This is a genomic window from Salarchaeum sp. III (genome assembly GCF_036418315.1).
In the GTDB taxonomy this organism is placed as follows: Archaea; Halobacteriota; Halobacteria; order Halobacteriales; family Halobacteriaceae; genus Salarchaeum.
In genome coordinates this window covers 1-25,012 of record NZ_JAZHPG010000011.1, presented here as the reverse complement: position 1 = coordinate 25,012, position 25,012 = coordinate 1, and the positions used below count along the sequence as shown (strand labels likewise).

General features: G+C 62.9%; 27 protein-coding genes. 11 read left to right on the top strand and 16 right to left on the bottom strand.

The features are described from left to right. The first annotated feature begins 83 nt into the window (after window positions 1-83). Window positions 84-1,319, top strand: coding sequence for a tripartite tricarboxylate transporter permease (locus U3A55_RS00935; RefSeq protein WP_330989641.1), 1,236 nt, complete (start codon window positions 84-86; stop codon window positions 1,317-1,319). On the opposite strand, the gene corA is transcribed toward U3A55_RS00935, so the two are convergent. Genes corA through U3A55_RS00910 form a run of 5 tightly spaced genes read right to left on the bottom strand, consistent with a single transcriptional unit; the run spans window position 1,314 to window position 5,186 of the window. After that, window positions 1,314-2,282 carry a magnesium/cobalt transporter CorA gene (corA, locus tag U3A55_RS00930; RefSeq protein WP_330989640.1) on the bottom strand — a complete coding sequence of 323 codons (969 nt, stop codon included), beginning with the start codon at window positions 2,280-2,282 and terminating at the stop codon, window positions 1,314-1,316. The two genes, U3A55_RS00935 and corA, sit on opposite strands and share 6 nt — an antisense overlap. Further along, a complete protein-coding gene (locus U3A55_RS00925; protein ID WP_330989639.1) occupies window positions 2,279-2,452 on the bottom strand; it encodes a hypothetical protein in 174 nt (57 codons plus the stop codon). Before U3A55_RS00925 ends, corA begins: the two co-directional genes overlap by 4 nt. Before the next feature lie 37 nt (window positions 2,453-2,489). Then, on the bottom strand, window positions 2,490-3,122 hold the full coding sequence (locus U3A55_RS00920; RefSeq protein ID WP_330989638.1) for a DUF6517 family protein: 633 nt from the start codon (window positions 3,120-3,122) through the stop codon (window positions 2,490-2,492). 45 nt (window positions 3,123-3,167) lie between these two features. Next, window positions 3,168-4,646 (bottom strand): cysteine--tRNA ligase, encoded by a 1,479-nt coding sequence (gene cysS / locus U3A55_RS00915; protein ID WP_330989637.1) that lies wholly within the window; start codon window positions 4,644-4,646, stop codon window positions 3,168-3,170. Window positions 4,647-4,700: 54 nt separating this feature from the next. Then, a complete protein-coding gene (locus U3A55_RS00910) occupies window positions 4,701-5,186 on the bottom strand; it encodes a DUF7523 family protein (RefSeq protein WP_330989636.1) in 486 nt (161 codons plus the stop codon). An 81-nt stretch (window positions 5,187-5,267) separates the two neighbouring features. Here U3A55_RS00910 and U3A55_RS00905 point away from each other — a divergent pair, with 81 nt between their 5' ends. Then, window positions 5,268-6,509, top strand: a complete 1,242-nt coding sequence (locus U3A55_RS00905) for an RDD family protein (protein ID WP_330989635.1) — start codon at window positions 5,268-5,270, stop codon at window positions 6,507-6,509. A gap of 54 nt (window positions 6,510-6,563) precedes the next feature. Here the strand turns inward: U3A55_RS00905 and U3A55_RS00900 are convergent, their stop codons facing one another. After that, window positions 6,564-7,844 (bottom strand): RNA-guided endonuclease InsQ/TnpB family protein, encoded by a 1,281-nt coding sequence (locus U3A55_RS00900; protein ID WP_330989634.1) that lies wholly within the window; start codon window positions 7,842-7,844, stop codon window positions 6,564-6,566. Between the two features lie 194 nt (window positions 7,845-8,038). Between U3A55_RS00900 and U3A55_RS00895 the strand changes: the two genes are divergently transcribed. Together U3A55_RS00895 and U3A55_RS00890 are read left to right on the top strand one after the other, a co-directional pair. Further along, window positions 8,039-8,917, top strand: a complete 879-nt coding sequence (locus U3A55_RS00895; RefSeq protein WP_330989633.1) for a CbiX/SirB N-terminal domain-containing protein — start codon at window positions 8,039-8,041, stop codon at window positions 8,915-8,917. Continuing rightward, window positions 8,917-9,993, top strand: coding sequence for a DR2241 family protein (locus U3A55_RS00890; protein WP_330989632.1), 1,077 nt, complete (start codon window positions 8,917-8,919; stop codon window positions 9,991-9,993). Before U3A55_RS00895 ends, U3A55_RS00890 begins: the two co-directional genes overlap by 1 nt. Here the strand turns inward: U3A55_RS00890 and U3A55_RS00885 are convergent. The 3 genes from U3A55_RS00885 to U3A55_RS00875 are packed head-to-tail and all read right to left on the bottom strand — an operon-like array spanning window position 9,990 to window position 10,999. Then, window positions 9,990-10,541 (bottom strand): DUF7524 family protein, encoded by a 552-nt coding sequence (locus U3A55_RS00885; protein WP_330989631.1) that lies wholly within the window; start codon window positions 10,539-10,541, stop codon window positions 9,990-9,992. The two genes, U3A55_RS00890 and U3A55_RS00885, sit on opposite strands and share 4 nt — an antisense overlap. A gap of 31 nt (window positions 10,542-10,572) precedes the next feature. Then, complete coding sequence (locus U3A55_RS00880) at window positions 10,573-10,764, bottom strand: methytransferase partner Trm112 (protein WP_330989630.1); 192 nt, start codon at window positions 10,762-10,764, stop codon at window positions 10,573-10,575. 49 nt (window positions 10,765-10,813) lie between these two features. Then, window positions 10,814-10,999 carry a hypothetical protein gene (locus U3A55_RS00875; RefSeq protein ID WP_330989629.1) on the bottom strand — a complete coding sequence of 62 codons (186 nt, stop codon included), beginning with the start codon at window positions 10,997-10,999 and terminating at the stop codon, window positions 10,814-10,816. A 213-nt stretch (window positions 11,000-11,212) separates the two neighbouring features. Between U3A55_RS00875 and U3A55_RS00870 the strand changes: the two genes are divergently transcribed. Together U3A55_RS00870 and U3A55_RS00865 are read left to right on the top strand one after the other, a co-directional pair. Next, entirely contained in the window at window positions 11,213-11,380 is a 168-nt protein-coding gene (locus U3A55_RS00870) for a hypothetical protein (protein WP_330989628.1), read from the top strand. Window positions 11,381-11,509: 129 nt separating this feature from the next. Continuing rightward, a complete protein-coding gene (locus U3A55_RS00865; RefSeq protein WP_330989627.1) occupies window positions 11,510-12,160 on the top strand; it encodes a helix-turn-helix domain-containing protein in 651 nt (216 codons plus the stop codon). 249 nt (window positions 12,161-12,409) lie between these two features. Here the strand turns inward: U3A55_RS00865 and U3A55_RS00860 are convergent, their stop codons facing one another. Both U3A55_RS00860 and U3A55_RS00855 read right to left on the bottom strand, forming a co-directional pair. Further along, window positions 12,410-13,456, bottom strand: a complete 1,047-nt coding sequence (locus tag U3A55_RS00860) for a lysylphosphatidylglycerol synthase transmembrane domain-containing protein (protein WP_330989626.1) — start codon at window positions 13,454-13,456, stop codon at window positions 12,410-12,412. A gap of 42 nt (window positions 13,457-13,498) precedes the next feature. Beyond that, entirely contained in the window at window positions 13,499-14,878 is a 1,380-nt protein-coding gene (locus U3A55_RS00855; RefSeq protein WP_330989625.1) for an adenylosuccinate synthase, read from the bottom strand. A gap of 230 nt (window positions 14,879-15,108) precedes the next feature. Between U3A55_RS00855 and U3A55_RS00850 the strand changes: the two genes are divergently transcribed. Continuing rightward, a complete protein-coding gene (locus tag U3A55_RS00850) occupies window positions 15,109-15,411 on the top strand; it encodes a hypothetical protein (protein ID WP_330989624.1) in 303 nt (100 codons plus the stop codon). Here U3A55_RS00850 and U3A55_RS00845 read toward each other — a convergent pair. After that, window positions 15,408-17,531 carry a DUF7527 domain-containing protein gene (locus tag U3A55_RS00845; RefSeq protein ID WP_330989623.1) on the bottom strand — a complete coding sequence of 708 codons (2,124 nt, stop codon included), beginning with the start codon at window positions 17,529-17,531 and terminating at the stop codon, window positions 15,408-15,410. The two genes, U3A55_RS00850 and U3A55_RS00845, sit on opposite strands and share 4 nt — an antisense overlap. A 101-nt stretch (window positions 17,532-17,632) precedes the next feature. Here U3A55_RS00845 and U3A55_RS00840 point away from each other — a divergent pair, with 101 nt between their 5' ends. After that, window positions 17,633-18,508, top strand: a complete 876-nt coding sequence (locus U3A55_RS00840; protein WP_330989622.1) for a 3-hydroxyacyl-CoA dehydrogenase family protein — start codon at window positions 17,633-17,635, stop codon at window positions 18,506-18,508. A gap of 237 nt (window positions 18,509-18,745) precedes the next feature. Here U3A55_RS00840 and U3A55_RS00835 read toward each other — a convergent pair whose 3' ends face one another. Continuing rightward, window positions 18,746-18,871 carry a hypothetical protein gene (locus U3A55_RS00835; RefSeq protein ID WP_330989621.1) on the bottom strand — a complete coding sequence of 42 codons (126 nt, stop codon included), beginning with the start codon at window positions 18,869-18,871 and terminating at the stop codon, window positions 18,746-18,748. Between the two features lie 1,146 nt (window positions 18,872-20,017). Further along, complete coding sequence (locus tag U3A55_RS00830; protein WP_330989620.1) at window positions 20,018-20,416, bottom strand: hypothetical protein; 399 nt, start codon at window positions 20,414-20,416, stop codon at window positions 20,018-20,020. 377 nt (window positions 20,417-20,793) lie between these two features. On the opposite strand from U3A55_RS00830, the gene U3A55_RS00825 reads away from it, so the two are divergent. Continuing rightward, window positions 20,794-21,279, top strand: coding sequence for a hypothetical protein (locus tag U3A55_RS00825; protein WP_330989619.1), 486 nt, complete (start codon window positions 20,794-20,796; stop codon window positions 21,277-21,279). Here the strand turns inward: U3A55_RS00825 and U3A55_RS00820 are convergent. Both U3A55_RS00820 and U3A55_RS00815 read right to left on the bottom strand, forming a co-directional pair. Next, on the bottom strand, window positions 21,272-21,991 hold the full coding sequence (locus U3A55_RS00820) for a hypothetical protein (RefSeq protein ID WP_330989618.1): 720 nt from the start codon (window positions 21,989-21,991) through the stop codon (window positions 21,272-21,274). The two genes, U3A55_RS00825 and U3A55_RS00820, sit on opposite strands and share 8 nt — an antisense overlap. Then, window positions 21,981-22,973: a hypothetical protein gene (locus U3A55_RS00815; protein ID WP_330989617.1), complete on the bottom strand. Its 993-nt coding sequence runs from the start codon at window positions 22,971-22,973 to the stop codon at window positions 21,981-21,983. Before U3A55_RS00815 ends, U3A55_RS00820 begins: the two co-directional genes overlap by 11 nt. Window positions 22,974-23,463: 490 nt before the next feature. Here U3A55_RS00815 and U3A55_RS00810 point away from each other — a divergent pair, with 490 nt between their 5' ends. Then, the gene (locus U3A55_RS00810) at window positions 23,464-23,721 is read left to right on the top strand and encodes a DUF7692 domain-containing protein (protein WP_442978248.1); all 258 of its coding nucleotides are present in this window, start codon (window positions 23,464-23,466) and stop codon (window positions 23,719-23,721) included. Between the two features lie 722 nt (window positions 23,722-24,443). Continuing rightward, window positions 24,444-24,815: a hypothetical protein gene (locus U3A55_RS00805; protein WP_330989615.1), complete on the top strand. Its 372-nt coding sequence runs from the start codon at window positions 24,444-24,446 to the stop codon at window positions 24,813-24,815. The last annotated feature ends 197 nt before the right edge of the window (window positions 24,816-25,012 follow it).

Sequence of the window (25,012 nt, the reverse complement as noted above, 5' to 3'; positions counted from 1 at the left end):
CCCGACACATCCGTACTTTCTTTCGACGCCAGTCGCGTAGCCGCGCGTAGGTTCAAATACGAGCGGGCGGCCAGCGGTGGGTGATGCTGGACGGCCTGCGCGTGCTTGTCGACCCGTCGCTGACCGGGAGCGTCCTCGCCGCCGTTCTCTGCGGCGTCTTCCTCGGCACGCTCTCCGGGTTGACGCCGGGCTTGCACGTGAACACGCTCGCCGTGCTGCTCGCGGCGGTGTCGAGTGACCTCCCGGGGGACCCCGTGCTCGTCGGTGTCGTCGTGCTCGCTGCAGGCGTCACGCACTCGTTTCTCGACATCGTGCCAGCGCTCGCGCTCGGGGTGCCGGACGCCGCGATGGCCGTCACGGCGCTCCCCGGACACCGGCTCGTACTCGCTGGCCGCGGCCGCGAAGCCCTCCGGTTGTCCGCGCTTGGAAGCGCAAGCGCCGTCGCGCTCGCGTTCGTGCTCGGCTGGCCGATAACGATGGGAATGTGGTCCGTCAGTCCGTGGTTGGACGCCCACCTCCCGCTCGTGCTCGCCGGGGTCGCGTGCGCGCTCGTCGCGAGCGAGCGCACGCCCCGCGCCCGCGTCGGCGCGGCGCTCGGCGTCGCGCTCTCCGGCCTCCTCGGACTCACGGTACTCGATGCGACACTCAACGCGCCCCTCGGGGACGGCGACGTACTCCTCCCGCTGTTCTCGGGGTTGTTCGGCGTGCCCGTGTTGCTCGCGGCGCTCGATGGCGCGGGCGTCCCCGAACAGGGCGATGCAGTCGTTGAGTCGAGTCGGCGGAGCGTCGGCGTGTCGGCGCTCGCTGGGTCCGTCGCCGGCGCGGCGGTCGCGTACGTCTCCGGCGTGTCGAGCGCCATCGCCGCGACTGCCGCTCTCGGCGTTCTCCCCCGATCTGACACGCCGGACCGCGCGTACGTCGTCGCGACCAGCGGCGTCAACACCTCCAACACGATTTTCGCGCTCTACGCGTTCGTTTCGCTGGGCACACCACACACGGGTGTGCTGGTGGCGCTCGACCGGTCGGGCGCGCCGCTCGACCTCCCGGTGTTCCTGCTCGCGGTCGCGCTCGCCGCCGCGGTCGCGGTCTGCCTCGTTGTCACGGTCGGCGACGCCTACCTCCGGGTCGTCGGGGACATGGACCACCGGCGCGTCGTCGCCGCTGTGCTCTTGGTGGTCGTGGGACTCACCTACGTTCTTTCGGGGATGTACGGCGTGGGCGTGCTCGCGGCAGCGAGCGTGCTCGGTCACCTGCCCGTGTGGTTCGGCGCGCGCCGCACGTGCCTGATGGGCGTGCTGCTCGTGCCGCTCGCGCTATAGCCAGTCCTGCTCGCGGAAGTACCACACCAGGATGGCGGAGAGCAGTCCCATGCCGAGGAGGGTGGCGTGGTAGGCGTACGGCCAGCCGAGCTCGGGCATCGTCTCGAAGTTCATGCCGTACACGCCGACCACGAACGTCAAGGGGAGGACGATGGTTGCGACGACGGTGAGGCGTTTCATCACCTCGTTCGTGGACTGGCTGAGCGCGTTCAGGTAGATGTCGCGGGAGCTGGACGCGAGGTCGCGATAGGTCTCGACGAGGTCGACCTGCTGGACGATGTGGTCGTACACGTCCCGATAGTACTTCTCAGTCTCCTGTTGGACCTCGGGCGGGTCGCCGCGCGCGAACCCGCTGACGGCGTCCCGGGTCGGCCAGAGGAGTTTCCGAACGGCGAGGAGTTCCCGGCGCACGTCGTTGACCTCCTCGAGGAGGTCGCTTCGGGCGGCGTCTACGAGTTCGCTCTCGATGAGTTCGATGCGGTCCTCGATGTCGTCGAGCAGCGCGAAGTAGTCGTCGACGATGCGGTCGAGCACGCGGTACGCGGTGAAGTCGGGGCCGCGGCTGAGGACGCGGGCGTCCTCGCGCAGCACGGCGTCCCAGGTCGCGCCGATAGCATCCACGTCGTCGTAGGTGAGTGTCACCAGCCAGTCCGCTCCAACAAACAGGCCGACGGGACGGGTGTCGAGTTCCTGGTCGAACGTGGTCTCGCCGGCGCGGAACCGGGCGTCCGTGACGAGGAGGAACGTGTGCGTGTCGAACTCCTCGGTCTTCGGGCGGACGCCGTTTTCTACGTCTTCGAGGGCGAGCGAGTGAATGCTGCACGTGTCACGGACGGCGGCGAGTTCGTCGGACGTCGGGCTGTCGGCGCGAATCCACGTCGTTCCCTGGGCGTCCTTCGCGGCGTCGAGGTCGTCGTAGGCGGTGACGCCCGCGTCCGTGTAGACGACGGCAGTCACCGTCACGCGCCCTCACCCCCGCTCGGACCGGGGCTGCCGACCGCGGCGAGCGTCACACCGACCATCACACCCGTGACGGAGAACGAGCGCCCCGGATACGGTTGGACGACGCCGACCGCGTACGCGAGCAGCGAGAGAACGCTGAGTACGCTCCCCGCGATGCGAACGCTGTCCATACCCACTCCTCTCGAGAGGTCGAAAAAAGCCTTCGCGTTATGAGGCGTGTTCGAGGTTCTGGAGGAGCGTGTACACGTGCTCCTGCTCGCCGTCCAACTGCTGCGGGTAGACGCCGACCGCGGCGACGATGTCACCGCCGTCGTTCACCTTCGTGACGTGCACGAACACGTCGACGCTCTGCCCGTCGAAGTTCGCCGTGCCGGAGAACTTCGTCACGGTCGCATCGTGGCCGAGCACGGTCATCGTCGTGTTCGACACCGCCTGGAGGTCGTCGATGGTGCCGTACCGCTTCTGGATGAGTTGGGCGAGTTCGTGGTCGTCATACTCGTTGAGGGGGTTGAAGCTCTTCCCGAGCACGCTCACCTCGGGCGAGGAGAACGTCCCGAACACGGCGGCGCGGCGTTCGACACCCAGCACACTCACTTGTTTTTCGTACTGGGCGACCCAGTTCGTTATCTCGACGGTCTTCGACTGGCCGGCGGCGGTGAACGTTCGGTTCACCTGCATCTTCTCGACCGACACCTCCTCGTAGCCCGAGGATTGAAGCGTCGAGTCCTCGACTGTGACCTGGTTCGCGCTGAACGTCACGGGACCGCTGAGGAACCCGAGACACCCGCTCGCGAGCACAAGCACGGCGAGTGCGACCGCGACCGCTGTTCGACGTGACATGAGGTTCCGTTGGCTCGAAGACGGCATAAAGACGGTGGCTACCTGTCAGAGCCGGTACGTGGGGCCGTCGTCGGTGTCCTCGACGGTGACGCCGAGGGCTTCGAGGCCGTCCCGGAGGTCGTCCGCGCGCTCGTACTCGCCAGCCTCCCGGGCGTCCTCGCGGAGGTCGAGGACGAGTTCGACCAGGTCGCCGGCGAGGTCCGCGTCACCGGCGGTGACGGTCTCGAACTGGAGGCCGAGCACGCCGCCGCCGAGGTCGCCGAACGCCTCGATAGCTCGCCGGAGGCCGGCGTAGTCGTACTCGTCACTGGCGTCGATATGCGCGTTCACCGCGGACGCCACGTCGCCGAGCGCGCTCAGCGCCTCGCGAGTGTTGAAGTCGTCGTTCATCGCCGCCGCGAAGTCCTCGCGCGCGGCCGCGACGGCGCCCCGGAGGTCGTCGTCGGCGCGTTTCGCGTACGCGTCCGGGCTGTCCGCGGCGTCGACCGCGCGGTCGTACGCCCGCGACAGGCGCTCCCAGCGCTCCTCGGCCTCGTCGATGGCGGCCTCGCTGTACGTCTGTCGGCTGTTGTACGTGCCGGAGACGAGGAACGTCCGCACGACGTTCGGGCCGAACCGCTCGATAGCTTCCTCGGCGGTGATGAAGTTCCGGAGGCTCGAACTCATCTTCTCGTCGCCGATTTCGAAGAGCGCGCAGTGCAGCCAGTAGTTCGCGAACGTCTCGCCCGTGGCCGCCTCGCTCTGCGCTATCTCGTTCTCGTGGTGCGGGAAGACGAGGTCGCGGCCGCCGACGTGGATGTCCAGCGTCTCCCCGAGGTGGGTCATGCTCATCGCGGAGCACTCGATGTGCCAGCCCGGCCGCCCCTCGCCCCACGGCGACTCCCACGTCTGCCCCTCGGGCTGTTCGGGCGTTCCTGAATGTTCGGGGCCGCGGTGTTCGGCTATCGCGTCCTCGGAGACGCCGCCCGCCTTCCAGAGCGCGAAGTCGGCGGGGTTTCGCTTCTCCGACAGCTCGCCGTCCTGGCCCTGTTCTTCGATATCGTCGAGGCGCTGGTTCGAGAGTTTCCCGTACTCCTCGAACGAGGTCACGTCGAAGTAGATGGAGCCGCTCGACTCGTAGGCGTACCCCTTCTCCACGAGCGTCTCCACGAGGTCGACGATTTCGGGGACGTGCTCGGACACCCGGGGGTAGACCTCGGCGCGCTTGAGGTTCAGGCCGCGCATCGACTCGATGATTTCGCGGATGTAGTGTTTCGCCACGTCGTCCTCGTCGTCGCCCTGTTCGCCGACCCGGGCGACGATTTTCTCGTTCACGTCGGTGAAGTTCTCGACGTGTCGCACGTCGTAGCCGAGGAATTCGAGCCAGCGGTGCATCACGTCGACGTGCACCCAGGAGCGTGCGTGCCCCAGGTGTGGCGGGTCGGACGTGGTCAGCCCGCAGTAGTAGAGAAGCACGTTCTCGGGGTCCTGTGGCTCGAAGGCCTCTTTCTCCCCGGAGAGCGTGTTCGTCACGTGCAGCGTCATGCACGGGCGTACGCCGCCCCCGGCCTTAAATCACCGAATACGCGTCAGGCGTTGTCAGAACTCCACGCGCGGGACGGCGGCGAGCGCGGTCTCCACCGCCCGCAACGCGTTCGGGCCGTCCCGGCGTTCGACCACGACGACGAGCGAACCGTCGGTGTATCCCGCCGCCTCGGGCGCGATGCCCGCGGTGTCCAGCCGTCCAAGTACACTGGCGAGCGCTCGCGCGTCCACGTCACCCGTCGCGACGACGCCCGTGAGCGACCCCGTGCCCGCCGCGTACGCCGTGTCGTTCACCGCGAGTAGCCCTGTGTCGCTCTCGCCGAGACCGCTCTCCATCGTCACCGTCGCGTCCACCGCGTCGGCGTCGTGCGTGAGGTCGTCGCCGTACCGCCGCAGCGCGGTCGCCACCGCGTCGGTCTCGCCGTCCACGTCGAGCAGTCGGGCGGCGGCGGCGTAGTTCACAACACCCGCCGCGAGCGCCGTCCGGAGGAACGGACGCGCGTCCACCGCAGTCCGGGTTCGTTCCGCGAGCGAACTCATATCTCCCTCGTGGTGACGGTCGAACGTAGGTCGTGCGGTCGCGACCGAAACCGCGAAGTGACCGACAGGCGACACGCTCTCATGGACTTCCGTCTCTTCGGCGCTATCCACATCGACCGTCCCGGGGCAGTCGCGGACGATCTCGATGCGCTCGCGGCGGATGCCGACGCTCTCTTCCTCGAACACGCTCCCGAACCGGTCGCGGTGCGGACGCTCCTTCGCCTCGTCGTTCGCGCGCCGCTCGCGGCCGTCGGCCTCGCGGTCACGGCGCTCGTCCAGCTTCTGTTCCTCCTCCCCTTGGTCAGGGACGTGCGGCCGGTCGAGCAGGTTGCTGCGTACCGGCTCGCGGACGAGCACGACATCCCCGTCCACGGCGTCGATTCCCTGGCGGCGGCGCTCGCCGACTGGGGCGGTTCGTGGTGGGTGCTCGCGAACTGGGTCTGCCTGGCTGTGCTCGCGCTCGCCGACCCGTTCGCGGGAGCGCTGACGACCGCCGTCGCGCTGGGGGTCGTCGTCGGGCAGGCCGGGTACGCACGCCTGTACCGGCGCAGTCGCCCGCTTGGAACGGCCGCAGCGTTCGTCCTCTTCGCCGCGGCTATCACCGTTCTCGCCGTCACGAACGCGCTCTCCGTTCCGGTTGTCGTCGGCGGCGTCCTCGCGAGCAGTGTTCTCGTTCGGTTCACGATTCCGACGCGTGACGCCGGGATGGCGGACCGAGCCGTCGATATCGCAGAACGCGAGGGCTACGAGCGCGCGTGTCTAATCGCTGGTGCGGCGCACGTTTCGGGAGTGACGCGGGAACTCGCAGCGCGCGGGTGCACGCCGTCGCGCGTTCGAACGCCGCGCGTGTTCCGCCACGGCACCACGACGGCGGACGTCACCGTTCCCGACGCGACCGAGTCGGTGGACCCGAGCGCGCGGGACGTGTTTCCTCGGCGTGCGCTCGCCGCGCTCCTCGACCTCGCCGGTGCCGCCGTCGCCGCTATGCTCGCCGCAGTCTCCATCGCGCTCATCTACCCCGAGACGTACTCGGACGTGGCGGTTGGGGGCCTCATCCTCCTCGCGATAGTCGTCGTCGGGTTCTGCTACTATGCGGTTCCGGAGGCGCTCACCGGTCGGACGCTCGGGAAGCGACTCACGGGACTGGTCGTCGTGTCCATCGATGGAAGCCCGATTTCGACTCGCGAAGCGGTCGTCCGCAACCTCGCGCGGCCGGTCGATGTTGTCGGGGTGTACGCTCTCGGGTTCGTCGTCGCGTGGGTGATGGACGGCCAACGGCTCGGCGACATCTCCGCGGATACTGTCGTGGTCGAGTCTCCTTGACATCCTCCCCGCCCTGAAGGGCGAGGATTCCCGACCGCGTTGGGATATTGTGGTTTACGACGTGGCCTGTTCTCGCGGTGCGAAGCATCCGCTCTCTTGGTCGAACAGGTACACCGAAGGCTGTGCCAACCAGCCGTTACTCCTATCTCCCCCATCGCAGGCGAGACTCGGAGATACTTTCTGTCGAATGTTCTCAGCCCCATTCACGTCCGCATTCGCCACCGTACCGCAGTCATCGCACACGTACAACCCACGTTCAACACGGTTCGCTTTTCGTGTTCGACCACAACACGAACACGACTTCGATGTATCGCGCTCAGACACTCGTTCGACTGTAATTCCTTCCACCCCAGCCTTGTACGCAAGCATCGACGTGAAGCGGTCGAATGCCCACGAGTGCAGGTCGAGGTTTCCGTGCTTGCCCCAGTTCCTTGACTCACCGTTCTCCTCATCCTCGCGGACGCCGGAGAGGTCGCCAATCACAATCGTCCCAATTCTTTCGTCAACACACCGTTGGACGATGTGCTTGGACAGGATGTGGAAGTAGTGGGTGCGACGAGCCGACTTCTTCTGGGTCAACCGTGTCGCTTGGTCGGAGTCTGAGTCGTCACAGCGAGCAATTCGCTTGCTGAAGTAGTAGTCGTCCTGCTTCAGACAGTTGAGCGGGTACAGTTCGCTGTGACCGTCCTCGTAGGCGAGCGCGGCGAAGTTGTTGATTCCGAGGTCAACGCCCACGGTTTTCTCACCGGGTGCGTCAGAAACCTCGATTTCGACTTTGCACACGAAGTGGAGTTCCCACTCGTCACCAATCCAGACCGCCCGAACTTGTTGGACGCTCTCGACGGTGGAAAGGTCAACGTCGGGCCGAGTCTTGTACTCGCATAGGATGAAGTCCGACCAGTACTCCTTGAGGTTCGAGCCTTTGGAGAGCCTGACTCGCTCGTACTGTGTGTCGAGTTTGAACCCGGCGGCTTTGAACGTGACCGTACTTCGCGGGTGTTCGTCGCCGTGTTTGCGGTACTTCGGCGGATTCGCTCGTGTGTCTCCGTTGCGTCGTTTGCCGTACCAGCCGTTGAACGCCTCAGCGAGTTCTTGCAGGACTCGCTGACTTGACTGAGAATGCAGGTCATCATAGCGTTCGTGGCTCTTGAGGTACGCGGTGAGTTCTGCGTGGCTGGGAATACGGCCGATCTCCGACCACACACGGTTACACGTCCACCGTCCGACGTTCCAGAGTTTTGAAGCGGCGAACCCGAGCGAATCGAGGTCGTCAGACACCCGTTGCTGATTCCTGATGGAAGCAGTGTAGGTGCGGGTGACGACCTGTTTCGCCATACGTAAATTATGTAAACAAACCTACTTGAAGGTGTGGATTCGAGCGTTGAATATCCTGCCGAGCGTTTGAATGGTGGATTGTTCAGGGGTTGTCGGATTCATCCCCGCCCTGAAGGGCGGGGCTTTCTCCTTGAATTCCCGTAACCGAGGCCGGTTGCGAAGTCACTAAGACCGACGCGGCCCTTTACTCTCGTATGAGTCAGGCGCTCGTCATCGTCGGTCACGGCTCGCACCTGAACCCGGGGTCGAGTGAACCCGCGTTCACGCACGCGGACACGATTCGCGCGACAGGAGCGTTCGACGAGGTCCGGGAGGCGTTCTGGAAGGAAGAACCCTCGTTCCGGGAGGTCTTGCGGACGCTCGAATCCGACGAGGTGTTCGTGGTGCCGCTGTTCGTGAGCGAGGGCTACTTCACGGAGCAAGTGATTCCGCGCGAACTCCGCTTGGAGGAGTGGAGCGTCGAGGACTGGGAGTCGGACGGCACGGCCGCCGACCACGTCACGCTCGAAGCGACGGACGTGGGGAAGACGATTCACTACTGCGGCCCCGTCGGCACGCACGATTCGATGAGTGATGTCATCGTGCAGCGCGCGAAGTCCGTCACCGGTGACGACGACGTGGGCGAGGGGTTCGGTCTCGCGGTCGTCGGGCACGGCACGGAGCGCAACGAGAACTCCGCGAAGGCCATCTACTACCACGCGGACCGCATCCGCGAGATGGGGCGGTTCGACGAGGTGCAGGCGGTGTTCATGGACGAGGACCCCGAGGTGGACGACGTGACGGAGTTCTTCGACGCGCCCGACATCGTGGTCGTCCCCTTGTTCGTCGCGGACGGCTTCCACACGCAGGAGGACATCCCGGAGGACATGGGTATCACCGAGGACTACCGGACCGGCTGGGACGTTCCGGAGACCGTGGACGGTCACCGCATCTGGTACGCGGGCGCGGTCGGCACCGAACCGCTCGTCGCGGACGTGATTCTCGAGCGCGCGGCCGACGCGGGCGCGGCCGTCGAGCGCGCCATCGCCGAGGTTCGCGAGGAGACCGGTGGCGTGAACGCGGTGAGCGACTAGTGAGCGAGACCGTGCAGGTCGCGGCGCTCATCGACGCCGCCGGTGACGGCGTCGAGTTCGACGGCCTCCGCGTGGAGGACACGACGTACGGCTATCGGTTCGAGACGCCGGCGGAGAGCCACCGTGGCCTGTCGACGGACGAGCTCGGCGACGTGGCGACCGGGAACGAGTACGTCGCGAACTGGTACTACTGGCAGCAGGAGGTCGCGGGCGAGGACACGCCGCGGCGAGCGTTCCTCCGGTGGGTGGAGCACGCGAACGGCGACGACACCGTCCCCGAGCGCCTCGACGCGCTCCGTGGCGACGGCCTCACCCGAGAGTGGGGGGAACTCCTTGTCACCGCCCGCATCCGCGACGGCGAGCACATCTACGAGGTTCGTCACGGCGAGGACGCTGACGCGATCGACGCCGAGCTGGAGACGTACACGGACCCGCTGGACGCCCGACAACTGGTGAAGCACGACGACGACGGGAAGTACCGACCACTCTCGACCGCGCCGACCCTCCCGCACGGCTGGACGTTCACGGGCCTCTCCGGCGACGACCTCGTGCGAACCGTGGACTTCGTCTATCCGGCGACGGTGGCGAACTGGCACCGCGAGCGCGAGAGCGACCTCGATATCACGCACTACCGGGAGGCCGCGGAGCGCCAGTCCGGCATCTACAGCATCGTGAGCCAGCTCACGCCCGAACAACTGGAGTGGGCGACCGAAGCCTGCTGCGTGGACTCCCAGTGCTTGAAGCGCCGGGAGTGGGAGTACGACGAGGACACCGACATCGACACGCCGGGCGGAGAGGGCGCGTTCCCGTGCCGGGAGCCGTGTTCGCTGTTCGTCGCGGCGGCGCGGAAGTTCGTCACGCTCGAACGCGACGAGGAGCGCGAGTACACGTTCGAACTCACGCCGACGGAGAAAGAACAGGTCGAGGACATCATCGGCGCGGTCGCGGACGGGCGCACGGACGAGATTCGGGAGGCGGACGTGAACGACGGCGCGAACCGCTATCGGGCGCGCTACCTTCGCGCGAAGCGGATGGACGACCGCGGGCTGTCGGGGACGCCGACGTACGACGACTAGGTCGCGCGCAGGAGGAAGCCGGCCATCGCGACGGCGCCGACGAGCGCGACGCCCGCGACGAACAGTGCGACGAGTCCATGGAGGAAGACGAGCGCGAGCGCGGCGGACAGCACGCCGGTCGCCGCGACCGCGCCGGGGACGAGGAGCGTTTCGGCGGATGAGCCGGTGGTTGGGTCCGGTTTCTGCGCGAGCGTCTCGCCGACAGCGACGCCCTCGCTCGTCTCCGACGGTTCCTCGATTCGCACGGGAACGTCGACCGACTCGGAGCCGTACCCGGTGAACACCGTGATGGTGCCGGAGACTGGCCGCGGGCCGTCCGCGACGGACACGTCGACGATGGTGGTGGCGTTCCGGTCGACGTAGTGGTTCGTGTCGCCCAGCGCGGCGACCCGGCGGAGCGCGTCGTCCAGTCGGACGTGGACGTGCGCGGGCGACCCCGCGTTCTCGAGAACGAGCGCGAACGACCCCGTGGTCTCGAAACCGGCGGCGTCGGCGCTCACGGAGTGCGGGCCGTCGGCGTTCACGTGAACCGTGAGAGTGTCGGCCACACGCTCGCTTCGTGGCCCGAGGGAAAAAGCTCTAGGCTGCACCCTCCCGCATGTCCGGCGGGAGGAGGTTCGGGATACCGTCCTCGATGGGGTAGGATTCGCCGCACTCGGTGCAGGTGAGCGTGCCGGAGACGATGTCGCCGTCCTCCTCGTCGTCGACGTCGAGTTCGAGATCGTGTTTGTCGAGCGGACAGCAGACGATGTCCAGGAGGTCCTCCTTCATACGCGAGTGGTGGGGAGCGCCCGGCAAAAGCGTGCGGGTTCTCCGCGGTCTATGACGTATCGTCGTCGGCTGCTATGACGATGCGCTGGCTCAGTGTACGAATCCAGTACGTCGTCCGTTCGGTCTCCGCGGACGCGAGGGCGTCCTCCACCGCCGCTGCGACCGCCTCACTGTTCTCGGCGTCGAGCGCGTCACCGACTGCGTCTCCCGCATCGAGATGTGGCGGCTCGGTCATAGAGAACAGTTCGGTTGGACCTCGCCTACGACTGGCGCATTGGCCTCAATGCTATTCATAAGGAATCAGAGCGGCACCAGAGCTTTCTGTGTAGGTGATAGACATCGGATAGAGCACACAACTGGTGGGGCTGAATCATCTCGTTCCACGGTCGCGTACCGTGGCAAGTAGGCCTCGTCGCCGTCGTCCCCTCCTGCCTGTTCTCACACTACTATGGTAGACAGCCAATCACCGGATGACGAGTTCAAGGATGCATTGAACGCGGTTCTCACGGACGCGGTCGAGGACGGGGTTACAATCGAAGGCGGGTGGAAGATAACGACGGCACACAACACCCACTGGGACGTCCAGATAACTGCGGTCGAATACACCGAGGACTGAGGCTCGGTCGTCGGCGCGAGACGGTATATATTCCTTTGATACCCAACAAAACCGTTACCCATATCCGGGAACTACCCGTGTGCGATGGGTCTCTCAGTTTCTCGAAACCGGACGGACGGGTGACCGCTGGTGAGTGTCATCGCCGAGTTCTCCGTCCCCGCGTCGGAGTTCGTTCTCGGGAAAGCCCTCCAGAACGCCCCCGAGCTCTCCATCGAACTGGATAAGCTGGTGCCGACCGGGGCGGCCATCGTTCCCTACATCTGGGTCCTCGGAACGCCCCGGGACGGCTTCGAGGCGGTACTCGCACGGGAACCAGAGCTTTCGAACTACCGCCTGGTCGACGAGCTCGACGACCGCGCGCTCTACCGCATCGACTGGAACGCCGCGTCGACAAACATCGTTCAGGTAATCGTCGACCACGACGCGGTCCTCCAGGAAGCGGACGGGGACGCGGACGCCTGGGAGTTCCGCGTTCGGTTCCCGGACTCGCACGCGCTCTCGGAGTTCCATACTGCCTGCCGCGAGGCGGAGTTAGAACTAACCGTGAAGCGCCTCTACAATCCCGTTGACCCCGCCGTCGCGGCTCTCCCGGAACTGACCGACGCGCAGCGCGAGCTTGTGGAGCGTGCGTACGACGAAGGCTACTTCGACATCCCACGGAAGATCACGCTACTCGAACTCAGTGAAAAGATCGGAATCTCCGACCAGGCAGTCAACGAGCGACTGCGACGCGGTCTGAGCGCGCTGATAGCAGCGACGCTGAAGGCGGACAACTCCTGAGCGAACGGAAGACGGGGGAGTACTCCTACCGAAGCACTGTCCGACGAACGACGACTCGACCGCGTCCGTCGGACCCGTCTTCCACGCTGCCGTTCGGTGGTTCTCGAATGGCAAGTCGCGCAGTCCGGGTCCCGGGACACTCGAGGACTGCACTAGTTCCTGGTGCCGTCACGGGGGAACTCGCGCTGCCTCGGTACCGAGGACGTTTATGAGTGGGAGTGGGTCATGTCGCCGATGGGTCCGCAGGGACTACTCGCGGAGGACGCCGACGGGGTTTGGGACGTCGAGCGTGGTGAGGTAGAGGGCGGACAGTCCGCCGACGAGGACGGTGGTGCCGTAGTCGGCGGCGCGGAAGAGGAGGGCGGCGACGACTACGGGACCGGCGGCGTGTGGGGTGAGCGCGAGCACGAGCGCGGTGATAGCGGAGTCGACGACGCCGATTCCGCCGGGCGTGCCGATGACGGCGGTGAGGCCGGCGATAGGGACGATGAATAGGAGTGTGGGGTAGGCGACCGGGACGCCGACGGCGCGCAGGCAGAGGTAGAGCGGGAGGACGTAGAGCGCCCAGCCGAGGTGGCTGAACGCGAGCGCGGCGGCGAGCGTGCGCGGGTTCTCGCGGAGGGTGTGCGCGACCTCGTTCGCGCGCTCGACGCGCTCCTCGACACGTTCCTCGGATGCGGCCGCCCGGACGCGACCGGAGACGCGGCCGACGGTGGCGCGCACGGCGCGCGCGAGGGCGTGCGCGACGGGGCCGATGGCGTCGAATCGGACGATGAGGACGTAGGCGGTGACGAGCGCGGCGAGCATGCCGGCGATGGCGACGACGGCGACGAACCCGACGCCGGAGAGGGTGCTGTGGCCGACGGTAAGAACGAACACGAGGCCGAACGTGGCGAGCGTGGCGGACGCGACGTTGTTCGCGAACTCTGTGGTGGAGATGGCGACGAGCGGGCGTTCGAACTCGCCGGAGCCGTATCGGGAGAGGACGTAGGAGACGATGCCGATGCCGCCGACGTGGCCGCCGGGGAGTATCGCGCGTCCGAACAGCCCCGAGAAGTAGGCGGCGTGGAAGCCGACGCCGTCGAGGCGGCCGCCGACGGTGTGGTAGAGCCGGCGCGCGACCTGCGCCCACGCGACGAGCGACCCGACGGACGCGACGACGGCGAGCGCGTACAAGGGCTTGTTCGCGCGTTCGAGGCCGCGCGCGAACTCTCCCCAGCCGACCGCGTTCACGAGTAGTGTGAGCGTGGCGACTGCGATTCCGGTTCCGAACGCGGCCCTGACCCCCCGTCGCATACCCGAACCGTGGGCACGGGGGTTCAGAAAAGTAGGGGCCGACTACTGGAAGGGGTCGTGGCGGACGACCGTCTCCTCGCGGCCGGGGCCGACGCCGATGGCGTACGCGGGCGCGCCGAGTTCGTCCTCGACGTACTCGACGTAGGCGCGTGCGTTCGCGGGGAGGGCGTCGTAGCCGTCCTCGGCGACGGTTGCCCAGTCGACCTCGGGCCAGCCGTCGAACGTCTCGAACACGGGCTCGCAGCGCGCCCACTCCTCGGTCGTGGCGGGCATCGTCTCCAGCACGTCGCCGTCGAGTTCGTAGGCGTGCCCGACCTCGACTTCGTCCAGGCCGGCGAGCACGTCGAGGTGGTTGAGGACGAACCCGGTGAAGCCGTTCGCGCGCGCGGCGTGCCGGAGCATCGGCATGTCGAGCCACGCGACGCGGCGCGGGCGGCCGGTGACGGTGCCGTACTCGCCGCCTTCCTCGCGGATGTAGGTCGCGAGGGCTTCGTTCTCGCCTGCGCCCTGTTCGTCGTAGCCGGGCGTGTCGCCCGCGACGCCGCCGAGTTCGGTCGGCATCGGACCGCTTCCGACCCGAGTGAGGTAGGATTTCACGATACCCACGACCTCACCGTTTCCGATGACGCCGGGGCTGAGGCCGGTGCCGGTGGCCGCGCCACCCGCGGTCGGGTTCGAGGACGTGACGTAGGGGTAGTTTCCGTGGTCGATGTCGATGATGGTTCCCTGTGCGCCCTCCATCATCACGTTCTCGCCGTCGTCGATAGCGGTCGCGAGGAACTCGCCCGCGTTCACGGTCATGTCGTTCTCGGCGAGGCGGTCGCCGATGTCGGTGAACTCTGCGTGGAGCGCGTCCACGTCGAACGCGTCGGGGTCGTCGAGGTCTGCGATGTCGAGGCCGTAGACGTTCTCGACGATGGCGCGCTTCTGGGGGACGACGTATTCGAGGCGATCGCGGAGCACGGCGGGGTCGAGGAGGTCGCCGACGCGGACGCCGCGGCGGCCCGCTTTGTCCTCGTAGGTCGGGCCGATCCCCCGGCCGGTGGTACCGACTTCCTGGTCGTCCTCGCTCTTCGCTTCCTCCTCGATGCCGTCGAGGACGCGGTGGTATGGGAGGATGACGTGCGCGCGCTTGGCGACGCGGACGTCGGGGTCGAGGCCGCGGTCGCGGAGCGCGTCGAGTTCGTCGAAGAGCGTGCGGGGGTTGACGACGCAGCCGTTTCCGAGCACGCCGGTCTTTCCGCGGACGGCGCCGGAGGGGACGAGTGAGAGCTTGTATTCGTCGCCCTCGTGGACGACGGTGTGGCCTGCGTTGTCGCCGCCCTGGTAGCGCGCGACGACGTCGACGTCGTCGCCGAAGATGTCGACGACGCCGCCCTTCCCTTCGTCGCCCAGTTGGGCGCCGACGATGGTGACGGTCATGGTCGAACAGTTCCGCGCCCCGGGTAAACAGATTACGGATTCGACGCCGAAAATGGGCACGAACGTGCGTCACTGGCCGGGTATCGAGTCGATGGTACGCACGTCCGAACAATGCTCTGGGAGCGCCCACAACGGTTATACCCGGGCGTATCGAAGTGTTCGAATTGAGGGCGGGCGGGCGTTCGCGGAGAGTAACCTTTAAACTCCGTAAAGACAAGTTAACAAATGCCATGATAGACCGCCTTGAGAAGGAAGTCGATATGCTCGAACGCCACCTCCAGGTCCTTCGAATGGTTCTCGAACGCGAACCCATCGGCATCGTGAAGATGTCGAACGAGACCGGCTACCCCCATCACAAAGTCCGGTACAGCCTCCGCGTCCTCGAGGAGGAAGACCTCATCGAGGCGTCCAGCCAGGGCGCAATCACCACCGAGCGCACCGAGGAGTTCGTCGACGAACTCGACGAGAAGGTGGACGAGATTATCGAGAAGCTCGAATCGATGAAGATCGACACCGAAGAAGCCGAAGCCTAGAGTTCCGGTACCGTCACGTGGAACGTCTCGTTTCTGTCCTCGACCAGGCAGAGGTGGAATCCCGACTTCCGAGCGACCTTTACGTAACTCTTCTTGTCGCTGCGTGAGAGGAATCCGCCGCCGCCCGTGGCGTCCTTCGCCGCCTCCAGCGCGTCCGGTTCGAAGAACGATGCGGTGACGTAGAACGCGCCGCCGAGCGACTCCTGGGCGGACGCGACGACGTCCGCGTTTTCCACGAGGGCCGTCATCTCGTCGCCCGTAACGGGGTCGCGTTCGGGGTTGAGTTCCGCGACGAGGAGTGGGTTGCCCATGCGGTCGCGGAGCACCACGTCGAACGTCGAACGCACCTCCTCGCCGGCCTCGTCGCGCACGGAGACCGTCCCCTCGAGTTCGGCGCGGTCGATGTCGGGAATCGCGTCGAACACGTCCGCCAAGCCCTTCGTTCGGCCTGTGTCGAGGAGTTCGTACGGAAGGTCGCGCACGATCCAGGAGACGAACCGATAGGCCGCCGTTCCCTCGAGGAAGTCGTCGAACGGCTCGCCGTCGACCGTCGCCTCGGTCGCGTCGAACTGCGTATGGTGTTCGAGTCGGAGGTTCGCGTTCACCGCCTCTCGACTCGCGTCGGCCTCACCGACGGCGTCCAGGGTCGGGTCCGCCTTCGACCCGTATCGGACGAAGAGGTTCGTGCCGGCGAGCGCCTCCGCGGGCGTGCGGTCCGAGGGCGCCTCCGGCTCGGAGGTCCCTGCGCTCTCCGCCATCTCGCGCGCCGTCTCCAGGTCCGCGCGCAGTTCCTCGACCTCGTTCCGGAGCGCATCTCGCTCCTCTTCGAGTTCCGCAACTTCGCCCCGGAGTTCCTCGGCCTCGGTTTCGGCTTCGTCGGCGCGTGCTTCGAGTTCTTCGATGCGGTCCTCGCGCGCCGCCACCGCCTCCTTCAACGTCGCTACCTGCTCGGACACATCCGTCGTGGACTGCCGGCTTGGGGACTGAGCGCGCTGCTCCGTCGTCCGCTGCGGCGTCTCCGCGGACGTGGACTCCGACGTGCTGGAACTCGGCCGGGTCGCCGCTTTCTCGGGGTCGAGCGACGGAACCGTCGTTGCCTCCCGCCACTCCGCTTCCTCGGAAAACACGCCGTCCTCCGCGTCACCCGCCTCCGGTGCGTCGGCTACGTTAGCCGCGTCGGCCGCGGTGTCGTCGACCGCGCGCGCGGCCGGTGACTGTTCTACACCCTCGGCCTCCGGGCGCCCCGGCGACGGCCGCTCAACCGCCGGCTCGCGGTCGTCGGAAGCAGCTTCCGACTCGCTCGCCGCCTCCTGTTCGGAGGGCTGCTTCGAGTCCCCGTCCGCGGGTTCGTCGGTCGCCGTGTCCGCTTCGGCCTCGGTGATGGTCGGCTCGTCCGGCTCTTTCACCGCGCGCTCCGCGGTGGCGTCGAGTTCCGCCCCACCGTCACTCTCGCTCTCCGTCTCGCCCTCGTCTGACTCCGTGTCTGCGTCGGCCACCGCACCCGCCGCACCCAGGGTCGCGGCGTCGTTCGCAGCCGAGTCATCCGCCCCCTCCTCGGTCTCCTCAGGTTCGGGTTCCGGTGGTTCGGGAACGTCGGTCACATCGAGGTCGACCTTCACGACCTCGTACAGCCCGACCTCGTCGTCCGCGCGCTCGAACGCCTCCTCGCCGGTGAGGAGTTCCTCGCTCGACCCGACGAACGCCGCGCTCAGCGACCGGCCGCCGTAGTACGCGGTGTAGTAGTCGCCGGAGAGCACGTTCTCGGAGAGTTCGACGTATCCCGTGAACCCCGCGTCGGCGAGCATCTCGTCAGTCTCCGAGAGCGGCGTGTCGTTCGTGTAGTAGGTCGCCTGCGTCTCCCCGCCCGCTTCTTGCATCGCGAACAGCAGCGGGAGCGAGATATGTGGCGCCTCGTACACGTCGAGCGAAGCGTCCTCGAAGTCCTCGATACTCCCCTCGAACACCCCCACGACGCGGCCGTTCAATACGAACAGCCACGTGTCGTCCGCCACGACGGCACCCGAGAACTCTCGGTCAGCGAGCTCGTGCAGGCCGCGATACCCGTCGGGGACGGATACCGATGACCACGACCGCACGCGCTCGACCGTACGTGAATCCATATACGTGAGCGAGGAAGCCGCGACGTATAAAATCTCCCTCTCCGGGGTTCCCGGACCGGTGGACCGAACGCTTTTCGTGACCGTCGCTCGGACGCCACTGTATGCACGTCACGGTCGTCGGCGCGGGACAGATGGGGAGCGGAATCGCACAGGTATCGGCGATGGCGGGCCACGAGGTCGTCGTTCGCGACATCGACGAGGACCGCGTCTCCACCGGCATCGAGAGAATCGAGGACACGCTCGACGAAGGCGTCGCGCGCGGGAAGGTCAGCGAGAGTGAGCGTGACGCCGCGCTCGACCGCGTCAGGGGTGTCGTCGACCTCGACGACGCCGTCGCGGACGCGGACCTCGTCGTCGAAGCCGTCCCCGAGGACATGGACCTCAAGCAGGACGTGTTCACGGATATCGAGGCCGCCGCACCCGCGGACGCCGTTCTCGGCTCCAACACGTCCAGCCTCCCCGTCACCGAACTCGCGAGCGTCCTCGACGACCCCGAGCGAGCCATCGGCCTTCACTTCTTCAATCCCCCGCACCTGATGGACCTCGTCGAAGTCGTCGTCGCCGAACAGACCAGCGACGCCACCGAGGCGTTCGCCACCGACTACGTCGAAGACATCGGGAAGGAAGCCGTCGTCGTCCGCGACACCCCCGGGTTCGCCACCTCCCGCCTCGGCGTCGCGCTCGGCCTCGAAGCCGCTCGCATGGTCGAAGAAGGCGTCGCCAGCCCCAGCGACATCGACGCCGGTATGCGCGAAGGCTACAACCACCCCATGGGCCCCCTCGAACTCACCGACCTCGTCGGCCTCGACGTCCGCCTCGACATCGCCGAAACCCTCCGCGACGAACTCGGCGAACGCTTCAAACCCCCGCAGATACTCAAACGCAAAGTCCGCGCCGGCGACCTCGGCAAAAAGACCGGCACCGGCTTCTACGAATACGACGAGGACGGCGAGAAACTCGGGCCCGCCGACTACTGAGTTCGTCGCCAAGAGCCCTTCCGACGAACACGACCACGCGAACGACCCATCTCCCGAGTCGAGTGAGCACCCCTGGCGTACCCGGTGCCACTCAAGAGCACGTGTTCGAGAACGGCGTTCAAGGGTTTGATAGCGCCCGAACGGGTTTCGGCCTCTCTCTCGTCGGCGAACTCGCTCAGGCCCACGATGGCGAAATTTCCGTCGAAGACCGACAGCCGGGTTGGTGGGCGTGGCGACTTAGTCATCGACTGCCGCGGCCTGATATTTCGCGGGCGTGGACTGGAGAATCGCCATCGCCTCGGTGACGAAACTGGAGCGTCGACGGGTAGCGTCGCGGTCGAGAGAGACGAGCGTTCCGCTCAACGAGCGACCGCGCAGAGGAATTTACTACGGCCTCTGTGCCGCACATCGGCGAGTTGGTCGTATTCGTCGCGCTACCGGGTGAGTAAGCCGCCACAGGGGCACGTCATGGACGACCCACTCCGTTAGTGAGTACTGGGGAGCGCTGTTGGTCGTCGTGAATGTAGTTACCGCAGTAGTCGAAGCGTTCGAGGGAGTCGACGGCCTCATCGCCGGTGCTTACCGCGACCCCTCTGCAGGTTTTCAACGCAGACGACGTCCCCACCGTCGTATCACCCCGACGATTTCGCGTCTCCGAACCAGGAGTGGAAAAACAATCCACCGACCGGTGATACCGATTCCCAGCGAAGCACCTCCGCGTGTGCCTCCGGTGATGCGAGGCGAACGTGCTGAGGCCAACAATTTTCAGACCGCCCCGACAAGCCGACCTATGCCCTCTATCGTAGTAATCGGGGTAGGGGTGTTCTTAAGTATCGTTTTCGGTTGGGCGCTGCTGCATCCACAGCGCACCTACGAAATCCGGCAACGTGGACAGACGAACGATCCTCCCCAACTCAGCCCTGCTGGAAAACTGAAATGGCGGGCCCTCGATGCGGTGTTCATATTTCTCGGGATAGCAATTGTCTGGGTTGGGTTGACCATGTGACCATCCGCTCTAACGGCGTTTCAACGGAACCGTCCCCGACGAGGGCGAAGTCCCACTACCGCGCATCGAACAAGCACTCGAATTCGGGACGGCGGAACCCGCTGCGGCTACAAATCCTGAGAGACTGGACGCACGTTAATAACGGTATAAAGTCGTCGCTGTATGGTGATTACGTCCCGTAGACCGAGGGGAGTGGGGACGGAGGATTTCAGGCTCTCGCGCGTCCGTGGTTCTGGTGGATCGTGGACTACAGCGAGTCTTGGGTGGGCGACCGCGTGAAGGAGTGGAGAGAACGCGTCAAGTGGCGCGAGCTTGTGGAGGACCCGATCGACTGAATCGCGTTACTGCGCTGGACTCCATGCTCTCCATCCACCCCTCTCCCCCTGGCGCACATATATTTATACAAGGAGGCAGCCGTGGCGATTTCTCTGGAGAACCGACCCTGACCGACCCGGAATTCCGATGGAAATTGTCCGATCTGCAGTACGGAGTCCAGATTGTTATCAGCTGGACGAAGCGGAAGCCGATTCTTCTCGTGCGAGTGCGTTTTCTACGGTGTCGATTACCTCGCGGATGCTGAATTCTGCGTCTGTATCGAGGGCGAACCCGACACCCTGTGTCCCGTTCGTTGGAATAACGATATCGAGAATATCCTTGTAGACGCGTACTGTCGCCCGTAGATTCTGTTGTTGTTTTTCCTCGTGGATTGTGTAGCCTAGGGACTCGAACCGTAACTCTTGGATGATTTCGTCAACCTCTTCGGGGTCGTATTTCTGTTCAGCCCAGTCGGAGCGGTAGACGTGGCCAACGCCTTCTTCGTCGTAATAGCTCACACCGACCATGGCGTCCTCTCCTACGGTCTCGCGGAGGACGGTTGCCGTTTGTTCGGCTTTTTCTTCCATGCACGTTATTAACAATAGTCAATATACTAAGAGACTGTGGCCGTGTGAGTGGTGTGTAGTGTGACTCCTGGGGGTTACGCGTCCGAGAACGTGCTCGTCCGAATATGCACACGAACCCGCGCCCACTCGTGTGCATATCCACTGCCGATCTTTCTCATTCTACAGCCGAAGCATCTCTAACTGGACTTGATTCGGTGAAATCACTCCGATATAGGGGTTTCAGCAATCCAAATTTAGCCCGTGAAACGGACTCGTGTGTACAGAGCCAAATCGAGACGGAATCGTAGCCGACGACAGAAGGAATTCCAACCATCTATCGTATTTTTGAGGGGTGATTCACGACGAGGGTTTAACACAGCGCATCTGGAATAGATTGTATGGCGGAGTTAGGGACTGCAACTATCAGCGTATTAGTTGCATTAGTAACAAGTGTGGCGGCGAATCTTCTATCATGGTTTGTGAAGCGGAGGTCAAGAAAAAAGGAAGAAGCGAGAAACGCGAAGAAGGAGTGGTATAGTAATATAATACATAAATGTAACCAAATGAAGAAGGTTACTCTGCGCATAAATGATACAGGGAATTTGGAAATAGAAAACGGCCGAATAGATTTTGATCGGGAGAGCGATGAACTGGCTGAAATTAGTCTTCTACTCCAGGAAATAGAGGAGTTAAGCTCACAACCTCCTGAAGGCTGCCGAAACGGAGAAGTCCACAAAAAGATTCAATCGTTTTCTGGAAGATTAAGAAACCCCACAAGTGGAAAACAGAGATTAGAGACCGTAGTTGACCTAACTGAATTTACATATGGCCAAGCTCAAGAGATGAAGAAACTATCAGAGAAAAAACGGAAGAGAGTCAGTTAAAAATTGTTGTTCTATCCACGATACCTTTTGGGGTGTGAATATCCACCGAATTATTAGAAATGCGGCCCAGTTCATCCTCAACATCTTCCTTATTTTCGATTATATCACCATTGCTGGAGACTAGTACAGGCCCGTTATTCTCCATACACCAAAATCCCGCGTCAATCAACGACTCAAGATTCGCATCGGTGGGGGCATATTGGGACAGGGCCGTGCGACTTGTCCACACACTCTGTCCGCCACGCTCATACTCTTCTGGTGATTTGACTTCTTCCAACTCTCTCCGTTGAGTATTCCCCTGTATGCGAACGTCATCCAACATCTCCCGAAACTCTGCTAAAGTCATCTCGTCAAGGTCAGACCTCAACTCTTCAATATCTGGAAGATACCCCTTACTGAGGTCAAAATCAAGCGCAGACTGGAGTGACGAATAGTTCAAGATATCCGCACGGAAATCACGCTTATCCTTCTCCTCATCGCGGTCAAATTCAGTTGCTTGTTTAATAAGGTGGTTCCAGAGACGCTTCCGGTTCGATAGCTGGTGGTTGAGTGCACGCCACGGCTCTTGACCAACGACTATACAACCACCTTCATCAGAGTATTCATCAATAACACGTTCAGCATATGGTTGCTCCTCAAAATAGGTGGCACAGTACTCAACAAGAACTGAGTAGTCCGCGAAAAGATTCGGTAACCCTCCTTCAGCTACCATTTTTGAAATTAGATAATACTGCTTTCTCCATCTTACCGATGGATTCCGGAACCCGTCCCCGAACAGCCTGATAGTCAGCTAAGCTCCCTCTCAATCCACTTGACCTGATGCTCTTCTCCCAATTGGAGAACTTTGTGGGGAACGTGCGCTTATACTGCTCTACGTAATCGGCACCTTCGTCAAGGAAGTCCTCATTCAGCTCATCTTCTGGGCCTTCAGCTTGGTCCAGAGAGATTTTCATCGCAGGTAACGGCCAAATATCTTCATGATAGAGGCGAGCGGATTTTTTTACCTCAGAAACTTGGGGGCCATTTGGACTATCCTCCGAGGCCAAGGACACAAGGCTGTATTGCAGCTCGTCAAGGAAGTCTCGAACTAGTCTTGTTTCTGTGTCCGCGAAATGCTGACTCTCATCCAGCTCGTACCACAGATCAATTGACGGGGACTTAAGGGCATCTGCGTACTCGTCCGCATGGGTCGGAAGATTCTCATCTTCACGGATATTCTCTAAGGTCTCAAGAATATCTAGATTAGATAGATAGGCTTGGCGGAACTTCTCATCAGCTTCTGTCTCGTAATTCTCTTGAAGGAATCCAAAAAGTGCTTGATTCCAGTCTTTTTCAATTCCTTCCTCAATGAAGTACCCCTGTATCTCCTTTACCGTCAAATCATCATACTTCTTCGAAAGGACTTCTTGCTGTTTCTCCTCCTGCGATAAACTCCGTGGAGAGAGATGCTTTGGCCGTAACGTCCCATATGGCTCAAACTGCCCGTATCGGTACCACGTCCGAATAATCGGGATGTCAAAATGTTCTACAACCCGATAAACCAATTTCTGAACCTTCACGTTCGCATCAGAGAACCCCCAACTCTGATTCCGGGGAACATCGAGATTCAGTTCCCCAAGCGCACCCTCAAGTCCTAGTTTGACATCTTCAGCGACTTGAGGGGAGCTCACGTCCAACTGGAAATCGGTATTCATCTGGGCAAACGCTCGTGTTCACAGAAGAGTCGACAAAGCATAAAGAGCTTTTCCCAACTGAGAAGAGAACTGTATTCTCGATTATATACGCAGTATAGAGGCTAAAGATAGGATTTGGAGAGCCAAAGGAGGGGGTTATAGTGGTTAACCACTACACTATGTGTTTCAGATCACTACCTGAATACGGGTTGTCGACTTCAGGCAAGTCGAACCTTGGAGTTTCGGATCTCAGTAGCGAAGGCTGCGTCTGCCTCCTCAAGGAATTCACGACCATCATCTGTGAGCCACCAAATTGGATTTCGACCCACCTCTCTGAAATCCAACAGCCACGTCTCCGAAAGGTCGTAGGTCGGTTTCGCGTGCACATACGCGCTCGTGTGCCATAAGGAAACATGCAATTAGCGTTTTGTAGGGGTTAAGGAGGGGGTAAATCGGGGTTCGAGTGAGCCAAATTCAATGGGTCAAGTAGGGTCGTACACACGACTCGGGTATGCGAATCCGAACTGACGGCGACTACGCACACCGCATGGACACCATCGAAGCGGCCGCCGAACGCCTCGGCGTCAACAAAACCCGCGCTATCCTCATCGCCTGCGACTCCGTCGGCCAGCTCCTCGGCAATGCAGAAGCGGCGCTGGAACATCCCGATCTCCCACCGAGCGTTCAGCAAGACCTGGCCGACAAACTAAGTACACGCCATATTGATATCACAGTTTCCGAACCAGCAGTCTCTATCGAGATAGAATAGCTACGGGGAAAGAGAGCATAACCGGTGAATTCCCGATTTTGAGAGAGAGGTGAACCAAGACAGTGTGAAACACTACCGAAGAACAGATGTATCATACGGTTGAATCCCCGATACTATGCCCCATACCTGTGAGGACTGCGGCGAGGAGTTCCAGACACTCTCCAAGAAGCGCCTACATGATTGCCTAGGAACCCTTCTTTTAGAGGATGTGTCCGGAACGCGTAACGAGTGGATACAGTGGGAATGCGTCGCTTGTGGTCGCACGAACAGCGTGAAAACCGATAACGTCGTTGAGACCGCAAAGGAGGTAGAGACTGTCAAATTAGTTTGTGCGCATCCGGAATGTGGAGAAGAGCGTGGCCTCGTGGAAGGAAATGCTGAATTCGCTGCTGTATCTCGTGAGCCTTGGCGGAGACGGAATACGTCCGAGGATATGCCGGAGGAAGTTGAGCAAGGACTTGAACCTGGGTACGATTGTCCGGAGTGCGACTATGCATCGTCAGGCCTGACAACAGGCCCACATGCGTTTCTTGACCACCTGCGTGAGGAACATGGGTACTCTTCAACAGAAGCTCATCAAGTCCTCAACGGGTAGGCACCAATCTCTATAGACTGACGCTCGCGTGTACAGTATCCTCAGACTATCTAATGTCGGACAAGGTTTTACAGGCGAAGATAACAGTATGTCCGTTGGCACGGCCGGACTTCCAGCGAGTCAACCTATGACCACGAATTCCCGCCCCGAACACGTCGTTAATCGACTGGACGACGATACGTTTGTCAAAACGATACCTGAGTTCCTGGAAAAAGAACAGTCCGTAGAGATAGTACTCACAGAAAGCCCAACAAAAACCAGGGACAGAACCGCGACGGTAGAGAAACAAGAACCGCCAGAGTGGGTCCCTGAACCGCTCAACTTCGAGTATGCAGACTCTTCCTATACACTCACCGGCCAGACGGACTACTGGTTGGTCGAACACAAGACCCGCCGCGGCGAGTACGTTGGTATTGATGAAACTGTCGTGAAATTAGCATGGCGCTCCCATCCAGAAGGAGCGCCAATCGGCCGGCTCGCAGTTGTTCCGGACGAATAAGCATATTCGAGCCACCAAATTAACCCCTGTTTCGACTGTTTCTCGTGGAACATGCGGTTCCCGTCGAGCGCAGACTACGTAGGCGGTGTATTATTTGGTTTTGCCCTTAGGCACACGCCCAAGGAGGAATCGGCCACGAAGAGGCCGATTCCTCCTCGGGTGTCGCCTCGGGGCGCACACGTCGCTTCGCTCGGGTG